Genomic DNA, 21,187 nt, shown 5'->3' on the forward strand with positions numbered 1-21,187 from the left:
AAGACCCATGACCGAAGCTTACATTTATGACGCCCTGCGCACACCGCGCGGCAAGGGTCGCAAGGATGGCAGCCTGCACGAAGTGACCTCGGTGCGCCTGTCCGCCCTGACCCTGAACGCGATCAAGGAACGCAACAACCTCGAAGGCCACGCCGTTGAGGATGTGATCTGGGGCAACGTCACCCAGGTGATGGAGCAAGGCGGCTGTCTGGCGCGCTCAGCAGTTCTGGCCTCTGACCTGGATCAGTCGATCCCCGGTCTGGCGATCAACCGGTTCTGTGCCTCGGGCATGGAAGCCGTGAACCTTGCCGCGAACCAGGTCAAAGGCGGCGCGGGCGAAGCCTACATCGCAGGCGGTGTCGAGATGATGGGCCGCGTGGCCATGGGCAGCGACGGTGCGGCGATTGCTGTAGACCCGACGCTGGCAATGGACACCTACTTTGTGCCGCAGGGCATCTCGGCCGACATCATCGCGACCGAGTATGGGTTCACCCGCGACGATGCCGATGCGCTGGCCGTTGAGTCTCAGAAACGCGCGGCTGCGGCTTGGGAAGACAACCGGTTCGAGAAATCGGTAATCACCATCAAAGACCAGAACGGCCTAACCATTCTGGATCGCGACGAATACATGCGCCCCGGCACCGACATGCAAAGCCTCGGCGCGTTGAACCCGTCCTTCCAGATGATGGGCGAGCAGATGCCCGGCTTCGACAAAGTCGCGATGTTGAAATACCCGCATCTGGAGCGGATCAACCACATCCACCACGCGGGCAACAGCTCGGGCATCGTGGACGGTTCGGCCGCTGTTCTGATCGGCAACAAGGAATTCGGCGAGAAATACGGCCTCAAGCCGCGTGCCCGCATCAAGGCAACCGCAAAGATCGGCACCGACCCGACCATCATGCTGACGGGCCCGGTTCCGGTGACCGAGAAAATCCTGGCCGACAACGGCATGAAGATCAGCGATCTGGACCTATTCGAAGTGAACGAAGCCTTCGCTTCGGTCGTGCTGCGCTTCCAGCAGGCGTTCGATGTCGATCCGGCGCTGGTCAACGTCAATGGCGGTTCGATCGCGATGGGTCATCCGCTGGGTGCAACCGGCGCGATGATTATCGGTACGCTGCTGGATGAGTTGGAGCGTCAGGACAAAGAAACCGGTCTGGCCACGCTCTGCATCGCGTCCGGCATGGGTGCGGCAACCATTATCGAGCGGGTCTGATGCCCAAGCTGGACCTTTCTCAAATCCCGTTTCGGGGTGGTTCGGGTTATCCCGGCAAGCTGGCAAAGGCTGGCGATGGACGCTTTGTCCAGCCTGTCGGAGATGCCGGAGGACTGTCCCAATATGGCGTCAACATCGTGCGGTTGGAGCCGGAGGGCCTGTCTTCATTGCGCCATTACCATATGGAGCAGGACGAGTTTGCCATCATGCTCAGCGGCGAATGCGTGCTGATCGATGATGATGGCGAACACCAGATGCTGCCCGGTGACTGCGCCGCTTGGCCTGCAGGTGAGGCCAACGGCCATCACCTTGTGAACAGAACCGATGCGCCCGCGACCTTTCTGGTGGTGGGCACACGGACCCCGACCGAGACCGGCTATTACAGCGACATAGACATGATGGTGAAGTTTGATGCCGACGGCTTTCGCTTTACCCGCAAAGATGGCAGCCCGCTGACGGCTGACCAGATTGGAGATGACAATGACTGATTTCACTCTGACCAAAGACGCAGACGGCGTCGCATTCATCACCTGGGACGCTCAGGGCAAATCCATGAACGTCATGACACGTGAGGCGTTCCAGCTGGTCAGCGCTCTGGTTGATCAAGCTCTGGAAGATGACGAAGTCAAAGGCATCGTGATCACCAGCGGTAAGGAAGGATCCTTTGCCGGTGGCATGGACCTAAGCACACTGGCGACTATCCGTCAGGAAGCCGGGGACGAACCGGCACAGGCCCTGTTTGATTTCGTCATGGGCGGCCACCACATCCTGCGCAAGCTGGAACTGGCAGGCATGGACTTCAAAACCAAAAAAGGCGGTAAGCCCGTGGCCTGTGCCATCAATGGCACCTGTGCCGGGATCGGGACTGAGATCGCGCTGGCCTGTCACCACCGCGTCATGACCACCAACCCCAAATCCAAGATCGGCCTGCCAGAAATTCTGCTGGGCATCTTCCCCGGCGGCGGCGGCACCATGCGCTACAGCCGTATGGTTGGTGCGATGGCGGCGGCCCCTGTCCTGCTGGAAGGCAAGATGATGGATCCGGCCAAAGCCAAAGGTGCGCAGCTGGTCGATGCCGTATCGGACGACCCAGTCGCGGCAGCGAAAGAATGGGTTCTGAACGCCAAGGATGCCGACCTGGTGAAACCTTGGGACGCGAAGGGCTACAAAATGCCCGGCGGTGCACCGTATCACCCGGCTGGCTTCATGACCTTTGTCGGCGCAAACGCCATGGTGCATGGCAAAACTCAAGGCGCATTTCCGGCGGCCAAGGCGCTGCTGAGCTCGATCTACGAAGGTGCGTTGGTTGACTTCGATACCGCCCTGAAGATCGAAGCGCGCTGGTTCACCAATGTGCTGATGAACCCCTCGTCCTCGGCCATGATCCGGTCGCTGTTCCTGAACAAGGAAGCGCTGGAGAAAGGTGCAGTACGTCCGAAGGATGTGCCAGATCAGCGCGTCAAGAAAATCGGCGTTCTGGGTGCAGGCATGATGGGTGCAGGCATCGCGCTGGTGTCGGCTCAGGCCGGTATGGAAGTGGTGCTGGTCGACCGCGACCAGGAAGCTGCGGACAAGGGCAAGGCTTACACTGAGAGCTATCTCGACAAGGGCATGAAGCGCGGCAAGGTCACGGCTGAGAAAAAAGAAGCCATGCTGGCGCGCATCACCGCGACCCCGGATCTGGAAAACCTCAAAGGTTGCGACCTGATCATCGAAGCCGTGTTCGAAGACGTGGGCGTCAAGGCCGAGATGACCAAGAAGGTCGAGGCGATCATCCCCGAGGATTGCATCTTTGCGTCGAACACCTCGACCCTACCGATCACCGATCTGGCGAAAGCCTCCGTCCGGCCCGAGCAGTTCATCGGCATTCACTTCTTCTCGCCGGTCGAGAAGATGTTCCTGGTCGAAATCATCAAGGGCAAGGAAACCGGTGATCGCGCAGTGGCCAAGGCGCTGGACTATGTCCGTCAGATTCGCAAGACGCCAATCGTGGTCAACGATGCGCGCTTTTTCTACGCCAACCGCTGTATCATTCCCTATATCAACGAAGGCCTGCGAATGATCACCGAAGGCGTCAGCCCCGTTCTGATCGACAATGCCGCACGTCAGTTGGGCTTCCCCGTCGGGCCGATCCAGCTGAATGATGAAACCTCGATTGATCTAGGGGCCAAGATCGCGCGTGCCACCAAGGCTGCGATGGGCGACGCCTACCCGGAAAATCCGGGCGACGACCTGATCTTCTGGATGGAGGAAGAGGGTCGTCTGGGACGCAAGTCCAATGCCGGTTTCTTCGACTATGACGAAAAAGGCAAACGCGTCGAATACTGGAAGGGTCTGGCCGAGAAGTACCCGCATTCCGAAGATCAGCCCGACCTGATCGAAGTGCAAGAGCGTCTGATGTTCGCACAGGTTCTGGAAGCGGTTCGCGCGCTGGAAGAAGGCGTTCTGGAAGACATCCGCGAAGGCGACGTGGGCGCGATCCTAGGCTGGGGCTTTGCGCCATGGTCGGGTGGCCCGCTCAGCTGGTTGGACATCATCGGCACGCCTTACGCGGCCGAGCGTTGCGATCAGCTGACCAAAGCCTATGGCGAACGCTTTGCCTGCCCGCCTTTGCTACGTGAAATGGCCGAAAAGGGTCAGACCTTCTACGCCCGCTTCAACCCCGAAGCAAAAGCAGCTTAATCAGTAAAGATACAGGCGCGGGCATCCGCGCCTGTATCTGGCTTAGTGTTGGTTTAAATCCGCCATTCGGACCGCAAGAACAGAACCGGTGAATTCGGTCTACCCGGGCGCCCCGGGCGCCGCAGCCCTGCAGGCGGGCGGATCGGGAAAATCGGGTCCTGCGGGATTGGCGCAGGCAAAGCACCCAACGGGTTCGCCAGAACCGAAACGTCTCCTCTGACGGCAATCGAAGCGATCAGCGCCGCAGCCGCTGCGTCGTCAGCGACCTGATAGGGCGCTTGCTCTCGTGCCGCGCCCATGCCGAAACGCCCTGCCGGGCAATAGGCCTGCAAGCCGCCTTCGATAAAGATCACCTCATCCGTGTCAAAGAACAGCGTGGTCACCTGAAACGATGACCCCGGTACCTGTGACGACATCCGGCAGGAGCCATTCAACAGTCGTGCGGGAATAACTGATACGCCATCCGCCTCCGGATCAAGCTTGGCAAGATCAATGGCCATACCCTGTTCAGGCATCAACCAGACAGGCCGACCGTTATAGGCTGCACGCGCGGGAACAAAGATCGGCACATAATCGGCGCGGGTCTCATCCGCAGGAATGACGACGCAACAGGTCGAAACCCGACGCACTTCTAGAAACCCGTTGTCCAGCGTTCGGACCAAATCGCCTACAGCGATGCGTTCGATCAGTTTCCAACCGCTTGTGGTCGCAACCTTGGTACCATGCAACAGGCCCCCACGGCGGGCGTTTACGGCCTGATCAAGGTTGTTGTGATCAGCCTCAACAGGCTGATCCGAGAACTCAGAAAAACTCACTACTTCTAACACGTGCCCTACCCCCTTTGGCACAAACCAACACTGCATTATGGGTAGCACGGAAAATGTCAGAGCGACTTATTTCTGACATATTTGCGCCCAATTTGGGCCATTTAAGGCGGATTCCGCGCGGATTTCTTACACAAAATCGGCTCTGACATCGCCTTTGGTTCAGGTTTGGAAACGCCCGCTATACAAAGCCATCGAACTGATATCCGAATCTCTGAATATCTTCTGCACAGGCCCGTGCCACCGCTTCGCGCGTCTTCGCCACATAATACTGGCGGTAATCGCGGTCCCGCTCAGACTTGTTGAGATGCGGCAAAGTCAGTTCAAACCCAAGATGATCGACCAAGCACTGCGCATCATCTCGGAAATACTCAAGGCGGATGAAGGCGTCACATTTCTCGATCCCATTGGACATGGTGACATATGAGCGGGCCGGGTTGTGGTGAAAGGTTCTGAGCGTGGCAGGGTGCAACACGAAACCCTCAAAATCCAGCTCTTGCGCGCGGGCGACGTCCGGGTGCTCAAAACTCTGTGTCCGCAGCCAATGGTAGTAGCTGACAATCCGATCCCACGGATTGCGGACCAAGGTGAAGACAAACATGTCCTCGATAGCCTGCGTCGACAAAACCCCGTCGATATCGGCCAAGGTAGAGTGCTTCCATAGCCGCCCCCGCGCGTTTAGCGACTTTGCCCGACGTCTGCGTTTGATGGCCTTTGGTGTATCTCCAAGCAGGATATCGTCCTTCATCGCCCGCTGCTCCAGTGCCAGCGCAAGAGAGGTTCCCCCGGTCTTGGGCATATGCACAAACACATATCGGCGCCCGGTCGATATGATCATGCGATCTCCTGCTCGGCCTGCATGCGGCTGGATCGCCACCCCAACAGAACCCCTGCTGAGGCAATCAACCCGATCCCGACGACCTGCATTGCGCCAATCGATTGCCCCAATGCGACCCAGGCAAACAGCGGACCGAACACCATCACCGAGTATTCAAACACCGCCACAAAAGACGGCTCACCCACCTGATAGGCTTTGATCAGCATGAAAACGGCAACGGTCGACCCTATTGCCTGCACCAACAACCAAGGGATGGCACGCTGGAACTCTCTGACAGCGCCGCGGGTTACGAACCCTTCGGCACCTTCAGATGTGGCAACCGGAAACGCCGTCAAGAACGCCATCCCGATGGCGCCCGCCAGCCCTAGCGTGATCACCATATTGGCCAGCAATGCCACGGTGCTTTCGTCGGAACACAATTGGCGCGTCGTGATCGAGCTGAGTGCATAAAGCAACCCGCCCAGAATGGGCATCAGGGTTCTGAAATCAAAATCCGTCGGGCTGGGTTGAAGCACGCACAAGATGCCGATGAATCCGACCATCACAGCCGCGATGCGCCACCGACCAATATGTTGTTTCAACCCCAGCACCGTGATCAGCAGCACAAAAATCGGCGCGCTGAACAGCCCGGCCAAGGCCTGTGCGATTGGCATCAAAGCTAAAGAGCCAAAGTAAAACAACATCGCAAAGGTAATCAGGACACTGCGCAATATGACAGGCCCCCAGCGCTTGGGCCTAAGCGTGCCAAACCCGATCAAGGACAAGCACGCAATCAGCGGCAGCATCAGAAGGGCACGGCTTAGGTGGAACTGCCAAAGGCCGATTGTGTCGGCTAAAAGGATCACCACATTGTCGATGACCCCGATGATCGCCATCGCCCCCAGCATGAGGGTAGCGGCCAGCACCGGTGCATTTCTATTCCCTGCCTGCATAGTGCTGACGATCCCCTTCCATGCCCCGCCATCCAGCACAATTGAACACGCGGGCGCAACACGTTTGCGCCGTGCCTTTGTGGCGTGTTAAGCTTCGGCAAAACAAATTTCGAGCAGACCCAACCCAGATGACGGCCCTGAAACAGTACCAGCGGATCGAAGCCACCGGTCTGTGGCGCCCCTCGCCCGATGAGCAACGGCGCGAGGTTGTTGTGTCTATCGGAGAGGCCACGCTGACGATCTCGGATTTCAATGATCGCGCCTTGACGCATTGGTCATTGGCGGCATTGGAGCGGCAGAACCCTGGGACATATCCGGCGATATTCAACCCCGACGGCGACCCGGATGAAACGCTGGAACTGGCCGAGAGCGAAAAAACGATGCTTGAAGCCATCGACCGGCTGCAACGCGCCATCGACCGGGCCCGCCCGCATCCTGGGCGGTTGCGTTGGCTGAGCGTTGGTGGGGTTGTTGTAGCCGTTTTAGCGGTGATGTTGCTGTGGTTGCCGGGCGCTTTGCAAAGCCATGTTGTCTCGGTCGTGCCCGAGGTCAAACGGCAGGAGATCGGAGAGACAATCCTGAAACGGATCGAACGTGTTTCGGGCCGTGCTTGTACCTCACGCGATGCGCAGGCCTCGCTGGATCGTCTGGCCAAACGGACCGGAGTGCGCCAAATCATCATTCTGCCCGCCGGTGTTCAGGACAGCCTGAGCCTGCCGGGCGGGACAGTTTTGTTGAACCGAGCCCTGGTCGAAGATCATGAAGACCCGGCTGTGGCCGCCGGATATATCATCGCCGAGCGTTCCCGTTCTGCGCAGCAGGACCCGCTGGATGATTTGCTGGACCGCACCGGTGCAACCTCGGCCTTTCGTCTGCTGACGACCGGAGGTCTGACACCGCAGATCGTCGATACTTATACCGAACAGGTTCTGTCTGAACCGCGCCCTTCTGTGACGGACGAGGATTTGTTGGCGATGTTCGCACAAGCCGCCCTGCCCTCGACCCCCTACGCTTATGCGCGCGACATTACCGGCGAAACAGTGTTGGGGCTGATCGAGGCAGACCCAATGGCCGGGCGGACGTTGGAACAGGTGTTGCCGGACCGTGATTGGGTCCAGCTTCAAAACATCTGCGGCGGATAAGCGGGCCTATTTGGTCCCGAACATCCGATCCCCGGCGTCCCCAAGTCCGGGCATGATATAGCCTTTGGAATTCAGCTCACGATCCAGCGCGGCGGTTACGATATGCACGTCCGGATGTGCTTCTTTCATACGCGCAACGCCTTCCGGTGCAGCCAGCAGGCAGAGGAAACGGATATCTGTGGCACCGGCCTCTTTTAGTAGATCAATCGCAGCGGCAGAGCTATTGCCTGTGGCCAACATCGGGTCCACCGCGATGACCAGACGGTCCTTCAGGCCTTCAGGCGCCTTGAAGTAATATTGCACTGGCTTCAGCGTCTCTTCATCGCGGTAAAGGCCCACAAACCCGACGCGGGCTGACGGGATCAACTCCAGAACCCCGTCCAGCATCCCATTGCCCGCCCGCAGGATCGAAACCAGCGCCAGCTTCTTTCCGGCCAGAATGGGGGCGTCCATCTCCTCCATCGGGGTTTCGATATGGCGGGTGGTCAGCTTTAGCTCTCGCGTGACCTCATAGGCCAGCAGCAAGGTGATTTCGCGCAGCAACTGCCGGAACACCGCGGTCGAGGTGCCCTTGTCCCGCATGAGCGTCAGTTTGTGTTGCACCAATGGGTGGTCGACGATGGTCAGGTGATCGCTCATGTGGTCTCCAGTCTTTTCTTGACCCGCGCGCGGGTGTCTTCATCGCAAAACGCGGCGTTCAGGGCGGTTTCGTTCAAGGCGGCGAAGTCTTCGGCCTGCCAGCCAAACGCCGCGTTCAGCATCTCATATTCGCGCCGCATGGTCGTGTGAAAAAACGGCGGGTCGTCTGTGGACACGGTGACGTTCACACCGGCATCGCGCAAGCGCGCAATCGGGTGTGCCGCGAAGTCCGGGAACAGACCCAGCACCACATTCGATCCGGGGCAGACCTCAAGCGTGATACCGCGATCCACCAATTCATGAACCAGATCGGGGTCTTCGATGGCGCGCACACCATGGCCGATACGTTCAACACCAAGGCCCCGCACCGCATCGCGAACGCTCTGGGGCCCGCCAAATTCGCCCGCATGCGTGGTCAAGCGCAGACCCGCCTCACCCGCACAATCAAAGGCCCATTTGAAATCACCCTGTGTGCCTACAGATTCGTTGCCACCCATTCCAAAGCCGGTGATCCAATCGCCAGCGGTTTCCGCCGCACAGTGAGCGCTGCGCTTGGCCTGCTCGGGCCCGAAATGGCGCACACAGGTGACCACCCCGCGCAGGGTGATACCAAACTTGCGCTCGGCCTCGTCTGATGCGTCCTGAATGGCTGTCAGATAGTCGCGCCAAGCGTGAATATCACCACCCCCACAGAAATCGGGACTGAGGAAAGTTTCAGAATACACCACCCCATTTGCAGCGCTCTCTTCAAGGATTGCCAGCGTCAGGCGACGAAAATCCTCGGGCGTTTTCAGGACCTCACAGGCCGCTTCATAAACGCTCAGGAAATGAGCAAAGTCTCGAAAATCGTAACTGCCATCGGGTTTGAAAATCCCGCTCAGATCAATGCGCTTTTCATGCGCCAGCTGCCGGATAAAGGCCGGTGGGGCGGCACCTTCATGGTGCAGGTGCAGTTCGATCTTGGGAAGGTCAGCGACAGTCATAGAAAGCTCTTTCCCGGCCCTTGCGCCGGTACGTTCAGATGATGGGCGATGCTGGCGGCGACATCAGCGAAACTGATTTGGCCGATCTGACCCGCACCTGCCCCGGCAACAAGCACCGGAACCTGTTCCCGAGTGTGGTCTGTGCCGATCCAACTTGGATCATTGCCGTGATCCGCAGTCAGCAGCAGTAGGTCACCCGGGCGCAGCTTTTGCAGGATTGTGCCAATCTCGCGGTCGAACCATTCCAGCGCCCGCGCATAGCCGCTGATGTCTCGGCGGTGACCATACAGGCTGTCGAACTCGACAAAATTGGCGAAGGTCAGACTACCCTCTTCAGCTTCTTCCACCAGATCCGACAAATGCCCCATCAAGTCCGCATCCGACCCTTTGCACAGCGTATCGATCCCCTGCATCGAAAAGATGTCACCGATTTTGCCAACCGCGTGCACACGGCGACCCGCATCCTGCACCCAATTGGTCAGCACCGGCGCAGGCGGCAGGATGGCAAAATCCTTGCGGTTGGGGGTACGGCTGAACCCGTTTTCAGGTGAGCCAACAAAGGGCCGCGCGATAACCCGCCCCACTTTCATTTCATGCAGGCGCGGCGCAAGCGCCTTACACATGTCCAACAGACGATCCAGGCCAAAGCTTTCTTCATGTGCGGCGATCTGGAACACGCTGTCGGCCGAGGTGTAGCAGATCGGCCAACCGCTCCGCATATGCTCGGCCCCCAAATCCGCAATGACCGCGGTGCCTGAGGCATGGCAATTGCCCAGAATACCCTCGGTCCCTGCGGCCTCGGCGGCGGCGCGGCTGAGATCAGACGGAAAGGCCGGTTGCGTATCCGGGAAGAAATGCCAATCCCAAGGGACCGGCAGGCCGGCGAGCTCCCAATGGCCTGACGGTGTATCCTTGCCCGGAGAAAGCTCTCGCGCGCAACCCCACAGGCCGGTCGGTTGCGCGTTCAAACCCGGTGTCGCATCGCCCGAGGCCAGACGCACTGCAGCGCCCAATCCCAGCGCATCCAGATTGGGTAGGTTCAGCGGCCCGGTTCGCCCGTCTTCAGCCAGACCTTGCGCGCAAGCCTGGGCGATATGTGCAACCGTATTTGCACCGGTATCCGGCACGTCGCCATTGTAGAACCGCTCGGCATCGGGCGCGCCACCGATGCCAACCGAGTCCATTACGATCAGAAACACCCGGCTCATGCCGTGATCCTTTCGTGCACAAGATCAGGTGGGGCGGTCGGTGCGTCTTGGATCTGAATAGCCGCCAGCACACGCTCGGTAGCTTGCCGCGCGGCATCCTCTCGGGCCGCATGAATGGCGACAAGCGGGGTGCCTTTCGTCACCTTGTCGCCCAAACGCACGATGTTTGACAGGCCAACGGCGGGGTCGATCACATCGCTTTCGACCTGACGGCCCCCGCCCAGAGCGACAACTGCAAGGCCCAAAGCCTCGCCATCAATGGCCGAGATGTATCCGTCCTTCGGCGCCGGGACTTCGCTTATGACGCTGGCCTCCGGCAGGAAACGTGACCAAGTTTCGACGAACTGCAGTGGGCCTCCCACCGCTGCCATCATACGACCGAACCGCTCAGCCGCGCGTCCATCGCGAATGGTATTGGCGATCTGGTCCCGGCCCTGTTCGGCGGTTTCGCACATCCCTGCATCCGCTAGCAATACACCGCCCAGTTCCGCAGAAATCTCAGCCAAAGGTGAGGCGGCATCGCCGGTCAGAACCTTCATCACTTCAGCCACTTCAAGCGCATTGCCCAATGACGGGGCCAAAGGCTGGTTCATGTCCGTAATCACGGCGGAGGTCCGGCACCCTGCGGCATTGGCAGTTTCGGTCAGGGCGGTGGCCAGCTTGCGCGCCTCTTCAATCGTTTTCATAAACGCGCCGCTGCCAACCTTGACGTCCAACACCAAGGCATCCGGGCTGGCCGCCAATTTCTTGGACAGAATCGAAGCGGTGATCAGATCAAGGCTTTCTACCGTCGCAGTCACATCACGGATGGCATAAAGCCGTTTATCTGCGGGCGCGATCTGCCCCGTCGCACCGACAATTGCGGCACCTGTTTCTTGCAAAATCTGAGCCAGTCGGTCCTGCCCGATCTGCGTGGTAACGCCGGGTATCGCCTCTAGCTTATCCAGCGTGCCCCCCGTATGGCCCAAACCGCGCCCCGAAATCATCGGGACATAGGCCCCGCACTCTGCCAATGCCGGGGCAAGCACCAGACTGACGCAATCGCCCACGCCACCGGTTGAGTGTTTGTCGATCACCGGACCATCGACATCCCAGCTGAGCACATCGCCGCTATCGCGCATTGCAACAGTCAGATCAGCGCGACCCCGGGCACCTAGACCGCCCATGCAGACGGCCATCGCAAAGGCACCCGCCTGCGCGTCACTGACAGCACGATCGGCGAGGCCTTGTGCGAACCAGTTCAGCTCCTCAGCCGATGGCACCTCGGTCCGACGCAATTTGGCGATGATCGAGCGGGCATCCATCTGGTCAGACGTCCTGCATATGCGAGGCGTCGAACGCGCCCGGCAGAAGATCGCCGATAGTTGTCTCTAGCTCGACACCATCCGTGGTTGCCAGGGTCACTTTGATATCTCGGGCCCCAAACTCGGCCAGCTTTTGGCGGCATCCGCCGCAAGGCGGCACCGGTTGTGGGCTTTGGGCCACCACATAGACCTCGGCCAGTTCGGTTTCGCCAGCAGCCACCATCGCGGCGATTGCGCCGGCCTCAGCACAGGTTCCTTCAGGGTAGGCCACGTTCTCAACATTGCAGCCGACATAGAGCGTGCCCGAGCCCGACAGGACCGCCGCCCCCACCTTGAAGTTCGAGTAAGGCGCATGGGCGTTTTCACGGACTTTCAGGGCAGCATCTTTAAGCGACATGGCGATTCCCCATTTTTGATCATCTGGTCAGAAAATGTACCCTACTGGAAAACGCCAGGGAAGTAGAACCCCCGGGCGCCTGTTTTTTGACTAGTCCAAGGTCGTGTTGAACGTTCCGGGCAGGGTGACCTCAAGCAGTTCGATGTTGTCTGAGGGGGCAGACAATCGGGTCCGCATTCCCGGCGGTATTACGAAAGCATCACCTTGCTCCAGCCGGTAAGGCTCGCGCCCTTCCCCTTCCAATGTGACCTCTCCGTCCATTACGAAGGTAAAGTGGATATCGGTGTCGTGGCTCGCCCAGAGGGGCTGACCCTGCCCACGGCGCACGACCTGCACCCCGGCCACACCTTTGGTGTTCTCGGCAATCGTCGTGTCGCGACAGATATACCCCGGAAGGCGGAAGGGCACCCATTCCGCATCCTGCGCCTTGTTATAAACAAAGCGCTGGCCCTGCCACTCCCGGTCCGGTCGCAAGTGTGGCGTCGGCAGCGTCATTTCATGATCAATCTCAGTCACATGCTCGGCCGGAACGCCAATCTCGATCACCTGCACGTTGTCCGAGGCTTCCAGCACGCGGTGACGGATTTCCGGCGGCTGGATAAAGCAATCGCCGGCGTTCAGGCGCATCTTGTCGCCCTGATCCTCATAAACAACATCAACCCAACCATGGATACAGAAGATCAGCTGAAACCCAACCTTGTGGAAATGCACCATATCCGGCACCGGACCACCGTCGGGAATGCGGATATGACTGGCGATGATCGACCCGCCCAAGCGATCCGGCACAAGATCGCGATAATGCATCCCTGCCCGCCCGATAATCCAGGGCGCCTGATCCTTAAGTCTTCGAACCACAAAGGAATGCACGGTTTCTGGCATCACAAGCGGCGGATCAAGCTCTTCGATTTCAATGCGTGTGCCGTTTGGCGCGACCAGCGCGCGCTTGCCTTCGGCAAAGCCATCGGGGTCGTCCGTCAGAATACGCAGGGTGCCCGCTGGTTCCGGCGCATCCTTTTCAATCCGCAGCCGCAACCCATGCCCGGAAAACACCCCGACCCGAGGGTCATCGGCTGGATAGATCATATCCATCTTCATCCCCAAAACTTTGGTGTAGAACGGGATATCCTCTCGCAACTCCTGCGTAGGCAGGCGGATTTCAGCGCGGATCGGCGATGGGGTTGCGGTTTGGCTCATCTTTGGTCTCTTCGGTCAGCAGTTTCGGCCATCCGATCAGAACCGAAGCCAAAAGGCCAATCGAAAAGAACATCTCGAGCGTTTCTTCCAACACGAACAGGCGTGTGGCCATGGCAAGCGACAGGCTCGCACCATAGAACCCGGCCATTTCTTCGAGAAGCTGTGCAACAACGGCGGCTGTACCCGCCAGAACGAAGACAAGCAGGAATGGTGCCCGAAGCTTCAGTGCCCGCCAACCGCAAGGTATCCCGTGCGTCACAATCCCGCCGAGCACCAGAACCGCGAGCAAAATCCGAACCAACGTAACATCCAAGATGATATCCAAACCATCCAGGATCACGAACGGCACGCTGCCTGTGGTATAGATACTTGCCTCCAGTTCGCGCTCAGCCAGCAACAAACAGACAAGCCCGATATAGAGACGCCGAACACCGGGAAAGCGATAGAAGGCCGCAATACCTGCAACAAACAGGCCCGCAGCAGAGATGGTCTCGATCACACCACCTTCTTGATTGATTGCTGACGCCTCAATCGGCCATATCGTAATGACGGCAAGCAGCGCCACACAGCATAGGCCGACTGCGGCAAGCAGAACCTTGGTTGGTAGAACGCCAACCGAAGCTACCGGCACATAGTCCCCGGTCGGTGTCTCGGATTTGAAAGTCATGCCCGTTTGTTCTGCTCGTTCGGTAGACTTGGGTGTGTGAGTGAAGGGTAATGTAAAAAAATTATGACAGCTTTCAACCGCGCGATGCAGAATATCGAATTGTGCGCCCCAGTAGGCACAGCATAGCCAAGTCAAAAAGAATAGTTTAACACTAAACCAAATCCTAGAACGGAGCCGTATCGCTGATGTCCGACTCAAGCAGCCAAAGACAAGCCGCACTCGACTATCATGCCTATCCGAAACCCGGAAAGCTTGAGATCAGGGCAACGAAACCCATGGCCAATGGCCGCGATCTGGCGCGCGCCTATTCTCCGGGGGTGGCAGAGGCCAGCCTTGAGATCAAAGCCGATGCCTCAAATGCCGAGCGCTATACGGCGCGCGGCAATCTGGTTGCCGTTGTGTCAAATGGCACGGCCGTTCTGGGGCTTGGCAATATCGGCGCATTGGCCTCCAAACCGGTGATGGAGGGCAAAGCGGTTCTGTTTAAGAAATTCGCCGGCATCGACTGTTTCGATATCGAACTGGACCAACCCGACCCGGAAAAGCTGGCCGATATTGTCTGCGCACTGGAACCCACCTTTGGGGCCATCAACCTGGAAGACATCAAAGCCCCGGATTGTTTTGTTGTCGAAAAACTGTGCCGCGAGCGCATGAATATCCCCGTGTTTCACGACGACCAGCACGGAACAGCCATTGTTGTTGGCGCAGCGGCCAAAAACGCGCTGCATGTGGCGGGCAAATCTTTTGAGGATATCAAGATCGTCTCGACAGGTGGCGGGGCGGCCGGGATCGCCTGCCTCAGCATGCTGGTCAAACTCGGTGTTAAGCGGGAAAATATTTGGCTCTGCGACATTCACGGTCTGGTCTATGAGGGCCGCGAAGAGGATATGAATCCGCACAAGGACCAGTTCGCACAAAAGACCGAACTGCGCACGCTGGATGACGTGATCGACGGTGCCGACCTGTTCCTTGGCCTCAGCGGTCCCAATGTTTTGAAGCCCGAGATGGTCAACAGAATGGCCAAACAACCGATCATCTTTGCTCTGGCCAACCCGACGCCTGAAATCCTGCCGCAAGCGGCGCGCGAGGTGGCCCCCGACGCAATCATCGCAACGGGTCGCAGTGATTTTCCCAATCAGGTCAACAATGTCCTGTGTTTCCCATTCATCTTCCGGGGTGCGCTGGACGTCGGTGCGACCGAAATCAATGATGAGATGCAGATCGCCTGTGTGGACGGGATCGCCGAAATGGCCCGCGCCACCACAAGCGCCGAGGCCGCAGCAGCCTATAAGGGCGAGCAGCTGACATTTGGTCCCGACTACCTGATCCCTAAACCCTTTGACCCGCGCTTGGTGGGCGTTGTGTCGTCCGCCGTTGCCAAAGCTGCGATGGACAGCGGGGTGGCAAAGCGCCCGATCGAGGATCTGGATGCCTATAAGGAAAAGCTGAACCAGACCGTCTTCAAATCCGCCTTGCTGATGCGACCCGTGTTTGAAGCCGCCGCTGCCGCCTCACGTCGGATCGTGTTTGCGGAAGGCGAGGACGAGCGTGTCCTTCGTGCCGCTCAGGCCATTCTGGAAGAAACCACTGAGACCCCGATCCTGATTGGTCGCCCCGAAGTGATCGAGGCGCGCTGTGAGCGGCTGGGCCTCACGATCCGGCCCGGCAAAGACTGCCAGATCGTAAACCCTGAAAATGACCCGCGGTACTACGACTATTGGAATTCCTACCATAAAATCATGCAGCGCCAGGGTGTAACGCCCGATCTGGCAAAGGCCATCATGCGCACCAACACCACCGCCATCGGTGCGATCATGGTGCACAGGGGCGAAGCTGACAGCATGATTTGCGGCACGTTTGGTGAATACCGCTGGCACCTGAACTACGTCGAGCAGGTTTTGAACACAGCTGCTCTACACCCTCACGGTGCGTTGTCCCTGATGATCCTTGAAGATGGTCCTCTATTCATAGCGGATACTCATGTGCGACAGTTGCCCTCGCCCGAGGAGCTGGCCGAAGCCACCATTGGGGCAGCCCGGCATGTGCGCCGCTTTGGTATTGAACCCAAGATCGCCTTTTGCTCACAATCGCAGTTCGGCAATCAGACGGAAGGGTCCGGCAAGCGCCTGCGCGTAGCCATCGAGATACTGGACCAGAAGCCAAGGGATTTCATCTATGAGGGTGAAATGAACCTAGATACCGCGCTGGACCCGGATTTACGGTCGCGCATTTTCCCTGACTCGCGTCTGGAAGGCGTTGCCAACGTGCTGATTTTTGCCCATGCGGATGCCGCAAGTGGAGTTCGGAATGTCCTAAAAATGAAGGCAAATGGCATCGAGGTCGGGCCAATACTTATGGGCATGGGTAACAAAGCACATATCGTTACCCCGGCGATCACTGCGCGCGGATTGCTGAACATGGCCGCCATCGCCGGTACTCCGGTCGCACAATATGGGTGAATTGGGCGCAAACTGGGCCGGCACAGCTAAAGATCGAGTCGGCCCTTTGCAGCAATAGATTAGCAAATTTGCAATTCTAAATGTTCCCACGCCTGAGCCATAATTTTTCAAAGAGTTTGCAAAAATTTGCAGCCAATTCTGAACGTTCCTGCAAAGATTTTGCGATAAACTGACGCGCCGTCACTTGCGCAGCTTGTCTGAAATGCAGACGGTCCCTAACAACAAGCGCACTGCTTTGGGAGGACGATGAATTGGCATATCAGGACGTATACGACAGCTGGAAAAACAACCCCGAGGCGTTCTGGATGGACGCTGCAAAAGGGATCGACTGGGTCCAACCTCCGACCAAGGCATTGTTTGATGACAACGCCCCTCTTTACGAATGGTTCAGCGATGCGCAGGTGAACACGTGCTGGAACGCTGTTGACCGCCATGTTGAAAATGGACGCGGCGAACAGGCTGCGATTATCTATGACAGCCCGATCACACATACCAAGCGCGAAATCTCGTATGTTGAACTTCGCAACCGTGTTGCCACATTGGCCGGAGCTCTGCGCGCCAAAGGCGTCGAGAAAGGTGACCGGGTCATCATCTACATGCCCATGATCCCAGAGGCGCTCGAAGCAATGCTGGCCTGCGCGCGGCTCGGCGCTGTTCACTCGGTTGTATTCGGCGGATTTGCCAGCAACGAACTGGCGGTGCGGATCGATGACGCGAAACCCAAGGCGATTATTGCCGCATCTTGCGGGTTGGAACCGGGCCGCGTTGTACACTACAAACCGCTGTTGGATGGGGCCATAGATCTGGCCGAGCACAAACCTGAATTCTGTGTGATTCTTCAGCGTGAGCAAGAGGTTGCGCAACTGATCGAAGGGCGCGATTTCAACTGGCACGGCTTCCAATATGGCGTTGAACCCGCTGAATGCGTGCCTGTGGCGGGCAATGATCCAGCCTATATCCTTTACACTTCGGGTACCACAGGCGCGCCGAAAGGCGTTGTGCGCCCAACAGCCGGGCATCTGGTGGCGCTCAACTGGTCGATGAAGAACATCTATAATGTCGATCCCGGCGATGTGTTCTGGGCGGCCTCTGATGTGGGCTGGGTCGTTGGGCATTCCTATATCTGCTACGCCCCGCTGATCCACGGGAACACCACGATTGTGTTCGAGGGTAAACCTGTCGGGACACCAGATGCGGGCACCTTCTGGCGCGTGATTTCGGAGCATAATGTGCGCAGCTTCTTTACCGCACCGACTGCGATCCGCGCTGTCAAACGCGAAGACCCAAAGGGTGAGCTGCTTTCGACATACGATCTGTCCTGCCTGCGGGCACTCTATCTGGCGGGTGAGCGCGCTGATCCCGATACAATCATTTGGGCGCAGGACGCGCTTAAGGTACCAGTGATCGATCATTGGTGGCAGACGGAAACAGGCTGGACCATTGCAGGCAACCCGCTGGGGATCGAGGAACTGCCCATCAAGCTGGGCTCACCGGCCAAGCCGATGCCCGGTTATGATGTCCAAATCCTGGACGAAGGCGGCCACCCGATGAAACCGGGTGAGTTGGGGGCAATTGCAGTAAAGCTGCCCCTGCCCCCTGGTACGCTGCCGACGCTGTGGAACGCCGAGGCGCGGTTCAAGAAATCCTATCTTGAGCATTTCCCCGGATACTATGAAACCGGCGACGCGGGCATGATCGACGAGGATGGGTACCTTTACATCATGGCGCGCACCGATGATGTGATCAACGTGGCCGGTCATCGCCTTTCGACGGGCGGCATGGAGGAAGTTCTGGCCGCTCACCCCGATGTTGCTGAATGCGCGGTGATCGGTGTTTCGGATCAGTTGAAAGGCCAGATGCCGGTGGGTTTCCTGTGCTTAAATGCTGGTGCAACGCGTGATCACGGCGATGTGGTTCAAGAGGTCGTTAAGATGGTCCGCGACAAGATTGGGCCAGTCGCGGCCTTCAAGTTGGCGGTTGTGGTGGATCGTTTGCCCAAGACACGCTCGGGCAAGATCTTGCGCGGCACGATGGTGTCGATTGCCGATGGGCAGGACTACAAGATGCCTGCAACCATCGACGACCCGGCGATTCTGGACGAGATCAAGACGGCGCTACAAACCATCGGTTACGCTCAATAGGATCGGGGCGGCCCGCACCGCCCCCCTTGCAACCGGATACAGGCTCCTTACTGTCACGATCAGACAGTGAGGGCTCATGACACATACCGATATCTGGCGTCTTAGCGCCACCGAGTTGACACAGCTGACCCGCAGCGGCGACTTGAGTGCCGAGTCCGCAACTCAAGCCGCGATTGATCGGATGCGCGCGGTCAATCCAAGCCTCAATGCGGTGGTCGAGGACCTGAGCGTCGAAGCGCTTAGCCGTGCCCGAGATCTGGATCGGGTCCGCGCAAAGGGCGAAGATACCGGCCCGCTGTTCGGCGTCCCGGTCACGATCAAAGTGAATGTCGATCAAAAGGGCCATGCCACAACAAACGGCGTCGTTGCCTTGAAAGACGTGATCGCGCCAGATGATGCGCCGGTTGTGTCGAACCTACAAAAGGCCGGGGCCATTGTGATCGGTCGCACGAACACGCCTGAATTCTCTTTTCGCGCCGACACCGACAACCCGCTTTACGGACGCACGCATAACCCTTGGGGTCGCCATATCTCCGCCGGGGGGTCCTCGGGTGGTGCGGGCGCTGCGGTGATGGCAGGCATCGGGGCGCTGGCCCATGGCAACGATATCGGCGGCAGCCTGCGGTTTCCGGCCGCTGCAAACGGGGCTGTCACAGTCAAACCCGGCCTGGGCCGTGTGCCGGCTTGGAACCCCAGCCAAACGGCCGAGCGCGGATTGCTGGCGCAATCTATGTCGGTGCAGGGGCTGCTCAGCCGGTCTGCGGCGGATCTGCATCTATCGATGCCAAGTCTGATTGCCGCGGACCCACGGGACCCCTTCCACGTGCCGATGCCCTGGCGCGGCGAAGCCTTGGAAGGTCCAATCAAAGTGGCGTTTACCAAAAACACCTTTGGCTATGCCCTGCACGCAGAGGTCGAAAAGGCGCTGGATACGGCCAAAGATGCTTTGCTAGATGCAGGCTACCAGGTGGTTGAGATCGATCCGCCCGATGTGTTTGAATGCGGGCGCATCGGGTATCGCGCCCTGATGGGAGAGGTGCTGACTCTGATGAAATCCGACGTTGAGGCAGCCGGATCGCAGACCATCCGGGACATCTTTAATGTCTATTTTCAGGAATTCCCGCCCATCGTCGAAACCGAGTTACTGAAGATGTTGGCCAAACGCAGCCACTATGCGCGCGAATGGTCCCTGTTCTTGCAGGAATATCCTTTGGTCCTGTCACCCTTCCTGCCGCAACCATTTTTCAAGCCTGATCGTGACACCGAAGGGGCCGAAGGTGTGCATGAGGTTCTAGGCTGCGCCGTGTATTCCTATGCGATGAACTTTTTGGGCCTGCCCGCCGCCGGTGTTCCAGCCCGGCTGGCAGATCTGCCCAGTGGGCCACAGCCGATCAATGTGCAAATCGCGGCGCGTCGTTGGCGCGAAGATCTGGCCGTAGATGCCGCCGCAGCGATTGAGGCGCGGGTTGGGCAGATGTGTTTGCCACTTTGGGACAAGATGGCAGGCGGCACTTAAGCCTTTGAAAAGAAATAGACCCCGGGGTATTTTGCCCGGGGCCCAGCTGCTTAAATGTGCCCGGATATCTGATGACGAGCGTAGCACCACCCACCCTCGCCAGCGCGAAATTTGCGCAATCATTCGAAAACGCCGTTTGGTGGCCACTCACTCCCACCATAGCGTGATCTCCGAGCCCGTTTAGATTAGCCAACCGTTAAGAAATCCCGTGTGAACTGCTTCACACAAAGTCAAAAAAATCTCAAAAATTCGCGATTTATGTGAATTGCTCCGAGATCAGGCGCTCTTCAAGACCATGGCCGGGATCAAACAGAATACGATGTCTGATGGCGGGCTCGGAACTGATCTCGACCCAATCGATATCAGGAAACGAGACGGAATCCGCATCTGCCATCACAGGGCGTTTATCCGCATCCAGCACGTCAAAGCGCACCTTCGCAATCTTGGGCAACAGCGCCCCGCGCCAGCGGCGGGGGCGAAAGGCAGCGATGGGCGTCAGAGCCAGAACGTCCGCCCCGATCGGCAGGATCGGCCCATGGGCCGAGTAGTTATAGGCCGTTGAACCGGCAGGCGTGGATAAAAGCGCCCCATCGCACATCAGCTCTGCCATGCGTTCACGCCCATCGACGCTGATCTTCAATCGCGCGGCCTGAGGCCCTGCCCGCAGCAATGAAACCTCGTTGATCGCCAGCGCCTGATGCAGCTTTCCCGATTGGTCCATCGCGCGCATGGCCAACGGATTGATGACCTCTTCCTGCGCGTCGGCAAGACGGGCCAGCAGATCGTCTTCGTGATAGGTATTCATCAAAAAGCCGATGGTGCCGCGATTCATCCCGTAAACGGGTGTATCGAGATGCTGCAGGCTCTTCACCGTCCGCAACATAAAGCCATCCCCGCCCAGAGCGACGACGACATCTGCATCACGCGGTGCGGCGTTTCCATAAGTTTTGATCAGGCGGTCACGGGCGTCCTGCGCCATCTGGGCATCGCTGGCAAGAAAAGCGATTCTCTTTTTCATAACGTCCGGTTTCCAGTGCTGCAC

Annotated in this window: 18 protein-coding genes; 7 read left to right on the plus strand and 11 right to left on the minus strand. The window is 58.5% G+C overall.

The genetic code is table 11. From position 1 onward, the window contains the following. Positions 1-7 precede the first annotated feature (7 nt). The 3 genes from ACR0JE_RS05500 to ACR0JE_RS05510 are packed head-to-tail and all read left to right on the plus strand — an operon-like array spanning position 8 to position 3,901. Complete coding sequence (locus ACR0JE_RS05500; protein ID WP_480540545.1) at positions 8-1,219, plus strand: acetyl-CoA C-acetyltransferase; 1,212 nt, start codon at positions 8-10, stop codon at positions 1,217-1,219. Next, the gene (locus ACR0JE_RS05505; protein ID WP_480540543.1) at positions 1,219-1,707 is read left to right on the plus strand and encodes a cupin domain-containing protein; all 489 of its coding nucleotides are present in this window, start codon (positions 1,219-1,221) and stop codon (positions 1,705-1,707) included. The genes ACR0JE_RS05500 and ACR0JE_RS05505 overlap by 1 nt, the downstream gene beginning before the upstream one ends. After that, a complete protein-coding gene (locus ACR0JE_RS05510) occupies positions 1,700-3,901 on the plus strand; it encodes a 3-hydroxyacyl-CoA dehydrogenase NAD-binding domain-containing protein (protein ID WP_480863436.1) in 2,202 nt (733 codons plus the stop codon). The genes ACR0JE_RS05505 and ACR0JE_RS05510 overlap by 8 nt, the downstream gene beginning before the upstream one ends. A gap of 53 nt (positions 3,902-3,954) precedes the next feature. Here the strand turns inward: ACR0JE_RS05510 and ACR0JE_RS05515 are convergent, their stop codons facing one another. From ACR0JE_RS05515 to ACR0JE_RS05525, 3 genes are all read right to left on the minus strand, one after another. Next, positions 3,955-4,728 carry a Hint domain-containing protein gene (locus tag ACR0JE_RS05515; protein WP_480863437.1) on the minus strand — a complete coding sequence of 258 codons (774 nt, stop codon included), beginning with the start codon at positions 4,726-4,728 and terminating at the stop codon, positions 3,955-3,957. 178 nt (positions 4,729-4,906) lie between these two features. Further along, on the minus strand, positions 4,907-5,563 hold the full coding sequence (locus ACR0JE_RS05520) for a sulfotransferase family 2 domain-containing protein (protein WP_480863438.1): 657 nt from the start codon (positions 5,561-5,563) through the stop codon (positions 4,907-4,909). Further along, positions 5,560-6,495 (minus strand): DMT family transporter, encoded by a 936-nt coding sequence (locus tag ACR0JE_RS05525; protein WP_480863439.1) that lies wholly within the window; start codon positions 6,493-6,495, stop codon positions 5,560-5,562. Before ACR0JE_RS05525 ends, ACR0JE_RS05520 begins: the two co-directional genes overlap by 4 nt. A 128-nt stretch (positions 6,496-6,623) precedes the next feature. Here ACR0JE_RS05525 and ACR0JE_RS05530 point away from each other — a divergent pair, with 128 nt between their 5' ends. Further along, positions 6,624-7,637 carry a hypothetical protein gene (locus ACR0JE_RS05530; protein WP_480863440.1) on the plus strand — a complete coding sequence of 338 codons (1,014 nt, stop codon included), beginning with the start codon at positions 6,624-6,626 and terminating at the stop codon, positions 7,635-7,637. A 6-nt stretch (positions 7,638-7,643) separates the two neighbouring features. Here ACR0JE_RS05530 and upp read toward each other — a convergent pair whose 3' ends face one another. The 7 genes from upp to ACR0JE_RS05565 form a co-directional block, all read right to left on the minus strand. Beyond that, complete coding sequence (gene upp, locus ACR0JE_RS05535) at positions 7,644-8,276, minus strand: uracil phosphoribosyltransferase (protein WP_170531985.1); 633 nt, start codon at positions 8,274-8,276, stop codon at positions 7,644-7,646. Continuing rightward, positions 8,273-9,259, minus strand: coding sequence for an adenosine deaminase (locus tag ACR0JE_RS05540; protein WP_480863441.1), 987 nt, complete (start codon positions 9,257-9,259; stop codon positions 8,273-8,275). Before ACR0JE_RS05540 ends, upp begins: the two co-directional genes overlap by 4 nt. Then, complete coding sequence (locus ACR0JE_RS05545; protein ID WP_480863442.1) at positions 9,256-10,467, minus strand: phosphopentomutase; 1,212 nt, start codon at positions 10,465-10,467, stop codon at positions 9,256-9,258. Before ACR0JE_RS05545 ends, ACR0JE_RS05540 begins: the two co-directional genes overlap by 4 nt. Continuing rightward, entirely contained in the window at positions 10,464-11,771 is a 1,308-nt protein-coding gene (locus ACR0JE_RS05550; RefSeq protein WP_480863443.1) for a thymidine phosphorylase, read from the minus strand. The genes ACR0JE_RS05545 and ACR0JE_RS05550 overlap by 4 nt, the downstream gene beginning before the upstream one ends. A gap of 4 nt (positions 11,772-11,775) precedes the next feature. Beyond that, on the minus strand, positions 11,776-12,168 hold the full coding sequence (locus tag ACR0JE_RS05555; protein ID WP_480540526.1) for a cytidine deaminase: 393 nt from the start codon (positions 12,166-12,168) through the stop codon (positions 11,776-11,778). A 90-nt stretch (positions 12,169-12,258) separates the two neighbouring features. Beyond that, on the minus strand, positions 12,259-13,362 hold the full coding sequence (locus tag ACR0JE_RS05560; RefSeq protein WP_480540524.1) for a cupin domain-containing protein: 1,104 nt from the start codon (positions 13,360-13,362) through the stop codon (positions 12,259-12,261). Continuing rightward, positions 13,325-14,029 carry a hypothetical protein gene (locus tag ACR0JE_RS05565; protein WP_480863444.1) on the minus strand — a complete coding sequence of 235 codons (705 nt, stop codon included), beginning with the start codon at positions 14,027-14,029 and terminating at the stop codon, positions 13,325-13,327. The genes ACR0JE_RS05560 and ACR0JE_RS05565 overlap by 38 nt, the downstream gene beginning before the upstream one ends. A gap of 185 nt (positions 14,030-14,214) precedes the next feature. Here ACR0JE_RS05565 and ACR0JE_RS05570 point away from each other — a divergent pair, with 185 nt between their 5' ends. From ACR0JE_RS05570 to ACR0JE_RS05580, 3 genes are all read left to right on the plus strand, one after another. After that, complete coding sequence (locus ACR0JE_RS05570) at positions 14,215-16,488, plus strand: NADP-dependent malic enzyme (RefSeq protein WP_480540520.1); 2,274 nt, start codon at positions 14,215-14,217, stop codon at positions 16,486-16,488. Between the two features lie 251 nt (positions 16,489-16,739). Further along, the gene (prpE, locus tag ACR0JE_RS05575) at positions 16,740-18,629 is read left to right on the plus strand and encodes a propionate-CoA ligase PrpE (RefSeq protein WP_170531969.1); all 1,890 of its coding nucleotides are present in this window, start codon (positions 16,740-16,742) and stop codon (positions 18,627-18,629) included. Between the two features lie 76 nt (positions 18,630-18,705). Continuing rightward, positions 18,706-20,145: an amidase family protein gene (locus ACR0JE_RS05580; RefSeq protein WP_480863445.1), complete on the plus strand. Its 1,440-nt coding sequence runs from the start codon at positions 18,706-18,708 to the stop codon at positions 20,143-20,145. A gap of 256 nt (positions 20,146-20,401) precedes the next feature. Here ACR0JE_RS05580 and ACR0JE_RS05585 read toward each other — a convergent pair whose 3' ends face one another. After that, on the minus strand, positions 20,402-21,163 hold the full coding sequence (locus tag ACR0JE_RS05585) for an NAD kinase (RefSeq protein WP_480863446.1): 762 nt from the start codon (positions 21,161-21,163) through the stop codon (positions 20,402-20,404). Positions 21,164-21,187: the final 24 nt, after the last annotated feature.

Source organism: Ruegeria sp. H3, from assembly GCF_056533095.1.

Bases quoted from the DNA above. Each gene is read 5' to 3' on its own strand.
- ACR0JE_RS05525 (WP_480863439.1), bottom strand. From the start codon at position 6,495: ATGCAGGCAGGGAATAGAAATGCACCGGTGCTGGCCGCTACCCTCATG.
- ACR0JE_RS05520 (WP_480863438.1), bottom strand. From the start codon at position 5,563: ATGATCATATCGACCGGGCGCCGATATGTGTTTGTGCATATGCCCAAG.
- ACR0JE_RS05555 (WP_480540526.1), bottom strand. From the start codon at position 12,168: ATGTCGCTTAAAGATGCTGCCCTGAAAGTCCGTGAAAACGCCCATGCG.
- ACR0JE_RS05500 (WP_480540545.1), top strand. From the start codon at position 8: ATGACCGAAGCTTACATTTATGACGCCCTGCGCACACCGCGCGGCAAG.
- ACR0JE_RS05560 (WP_480540524.1), bottom strand. From the start codon at position 13,362: ATGAGCCAAACCGCAACCCCATCGCCGATCCGCGCTGAAATCCGCCTG.
- ACR0JE_RS05530 (WP_480863440.1), top strand. From the start codon at position 6,624: ATGACGGCCCTGAAACAGTACCAGCGGATCGAAGCCACCGGTCTGTGG.
- ACR0JE_RS05565 (WP_480863444.1), bottom strand. From the start codon at position 14,029: ATGACTTTCAAATCCGAGACACCGACCGGGGACTATGTGCCGGTAGCT.
- upp (WP_170531985.1), bottom strand. From the start codon at position 8,276: ATGAGCGATCACCTGACCATCGTCGACCACCCATTGGTGCAACACAAA.
- ACR0JE_RS05510 (WP_480863436.1), top strand. From the start codon at position 1,700: ATGACTGATTTCACTCTGACCAAAGACGCAGACGGCGTCGCATTCATC.
- ACR0JE_RS05550 (WP_480863443.1), bottom strand. From the start codon at position 11,771: ATGGATGCCCGCTCGATCATCGCCAAATTGCGTCGGACCGAGGTGCCA.
- ACR0JE_RS05505 (WP_480540543.1), top strand. From the start codon at position 1,219: ATGCCCAAGCTGGACCTTTCTCAAATCCCGTTTCGGGGTGGTTCGGGT.
- ACR0JE_RS05585 (WP_480863446.1), bottom strand. From the start codon at position 21,163: ATGAAAAAGAGAATCGCTTTTCTTGCCAGCGATGCCCAGATGGCGCAG.
- ACR0JE_RS05570 (WP_480540520.1), top strand. From the start codon at position 14,215: ATGTCCGACTCAAGCAGCCAAAGACAAGCCGCACTCGACTATCATGCC.
- ACR0JE_RS05540 (WP_480863441.1), bottom strand. From the start codon at position 9,259: ATGACTGTCGCTGACCTTCCCAAGATCGAACTGCACCTGCACCATGAA.
- ACR0JE_RS05580 (WP_480863445.1), top strand. From the start codon at position 18,706: ATGACACATACCGATATCTGGCGTCTTAGCGCCACCGAGTTGACACAG.
- ACR0JE_RS05545 (WP_480863442.1), bottom strand. From the start codon at position 10,467: ATGAGCCGGGTGTTTCTGATCGTAATGGACTCGGTTGGCATCGGTGGC.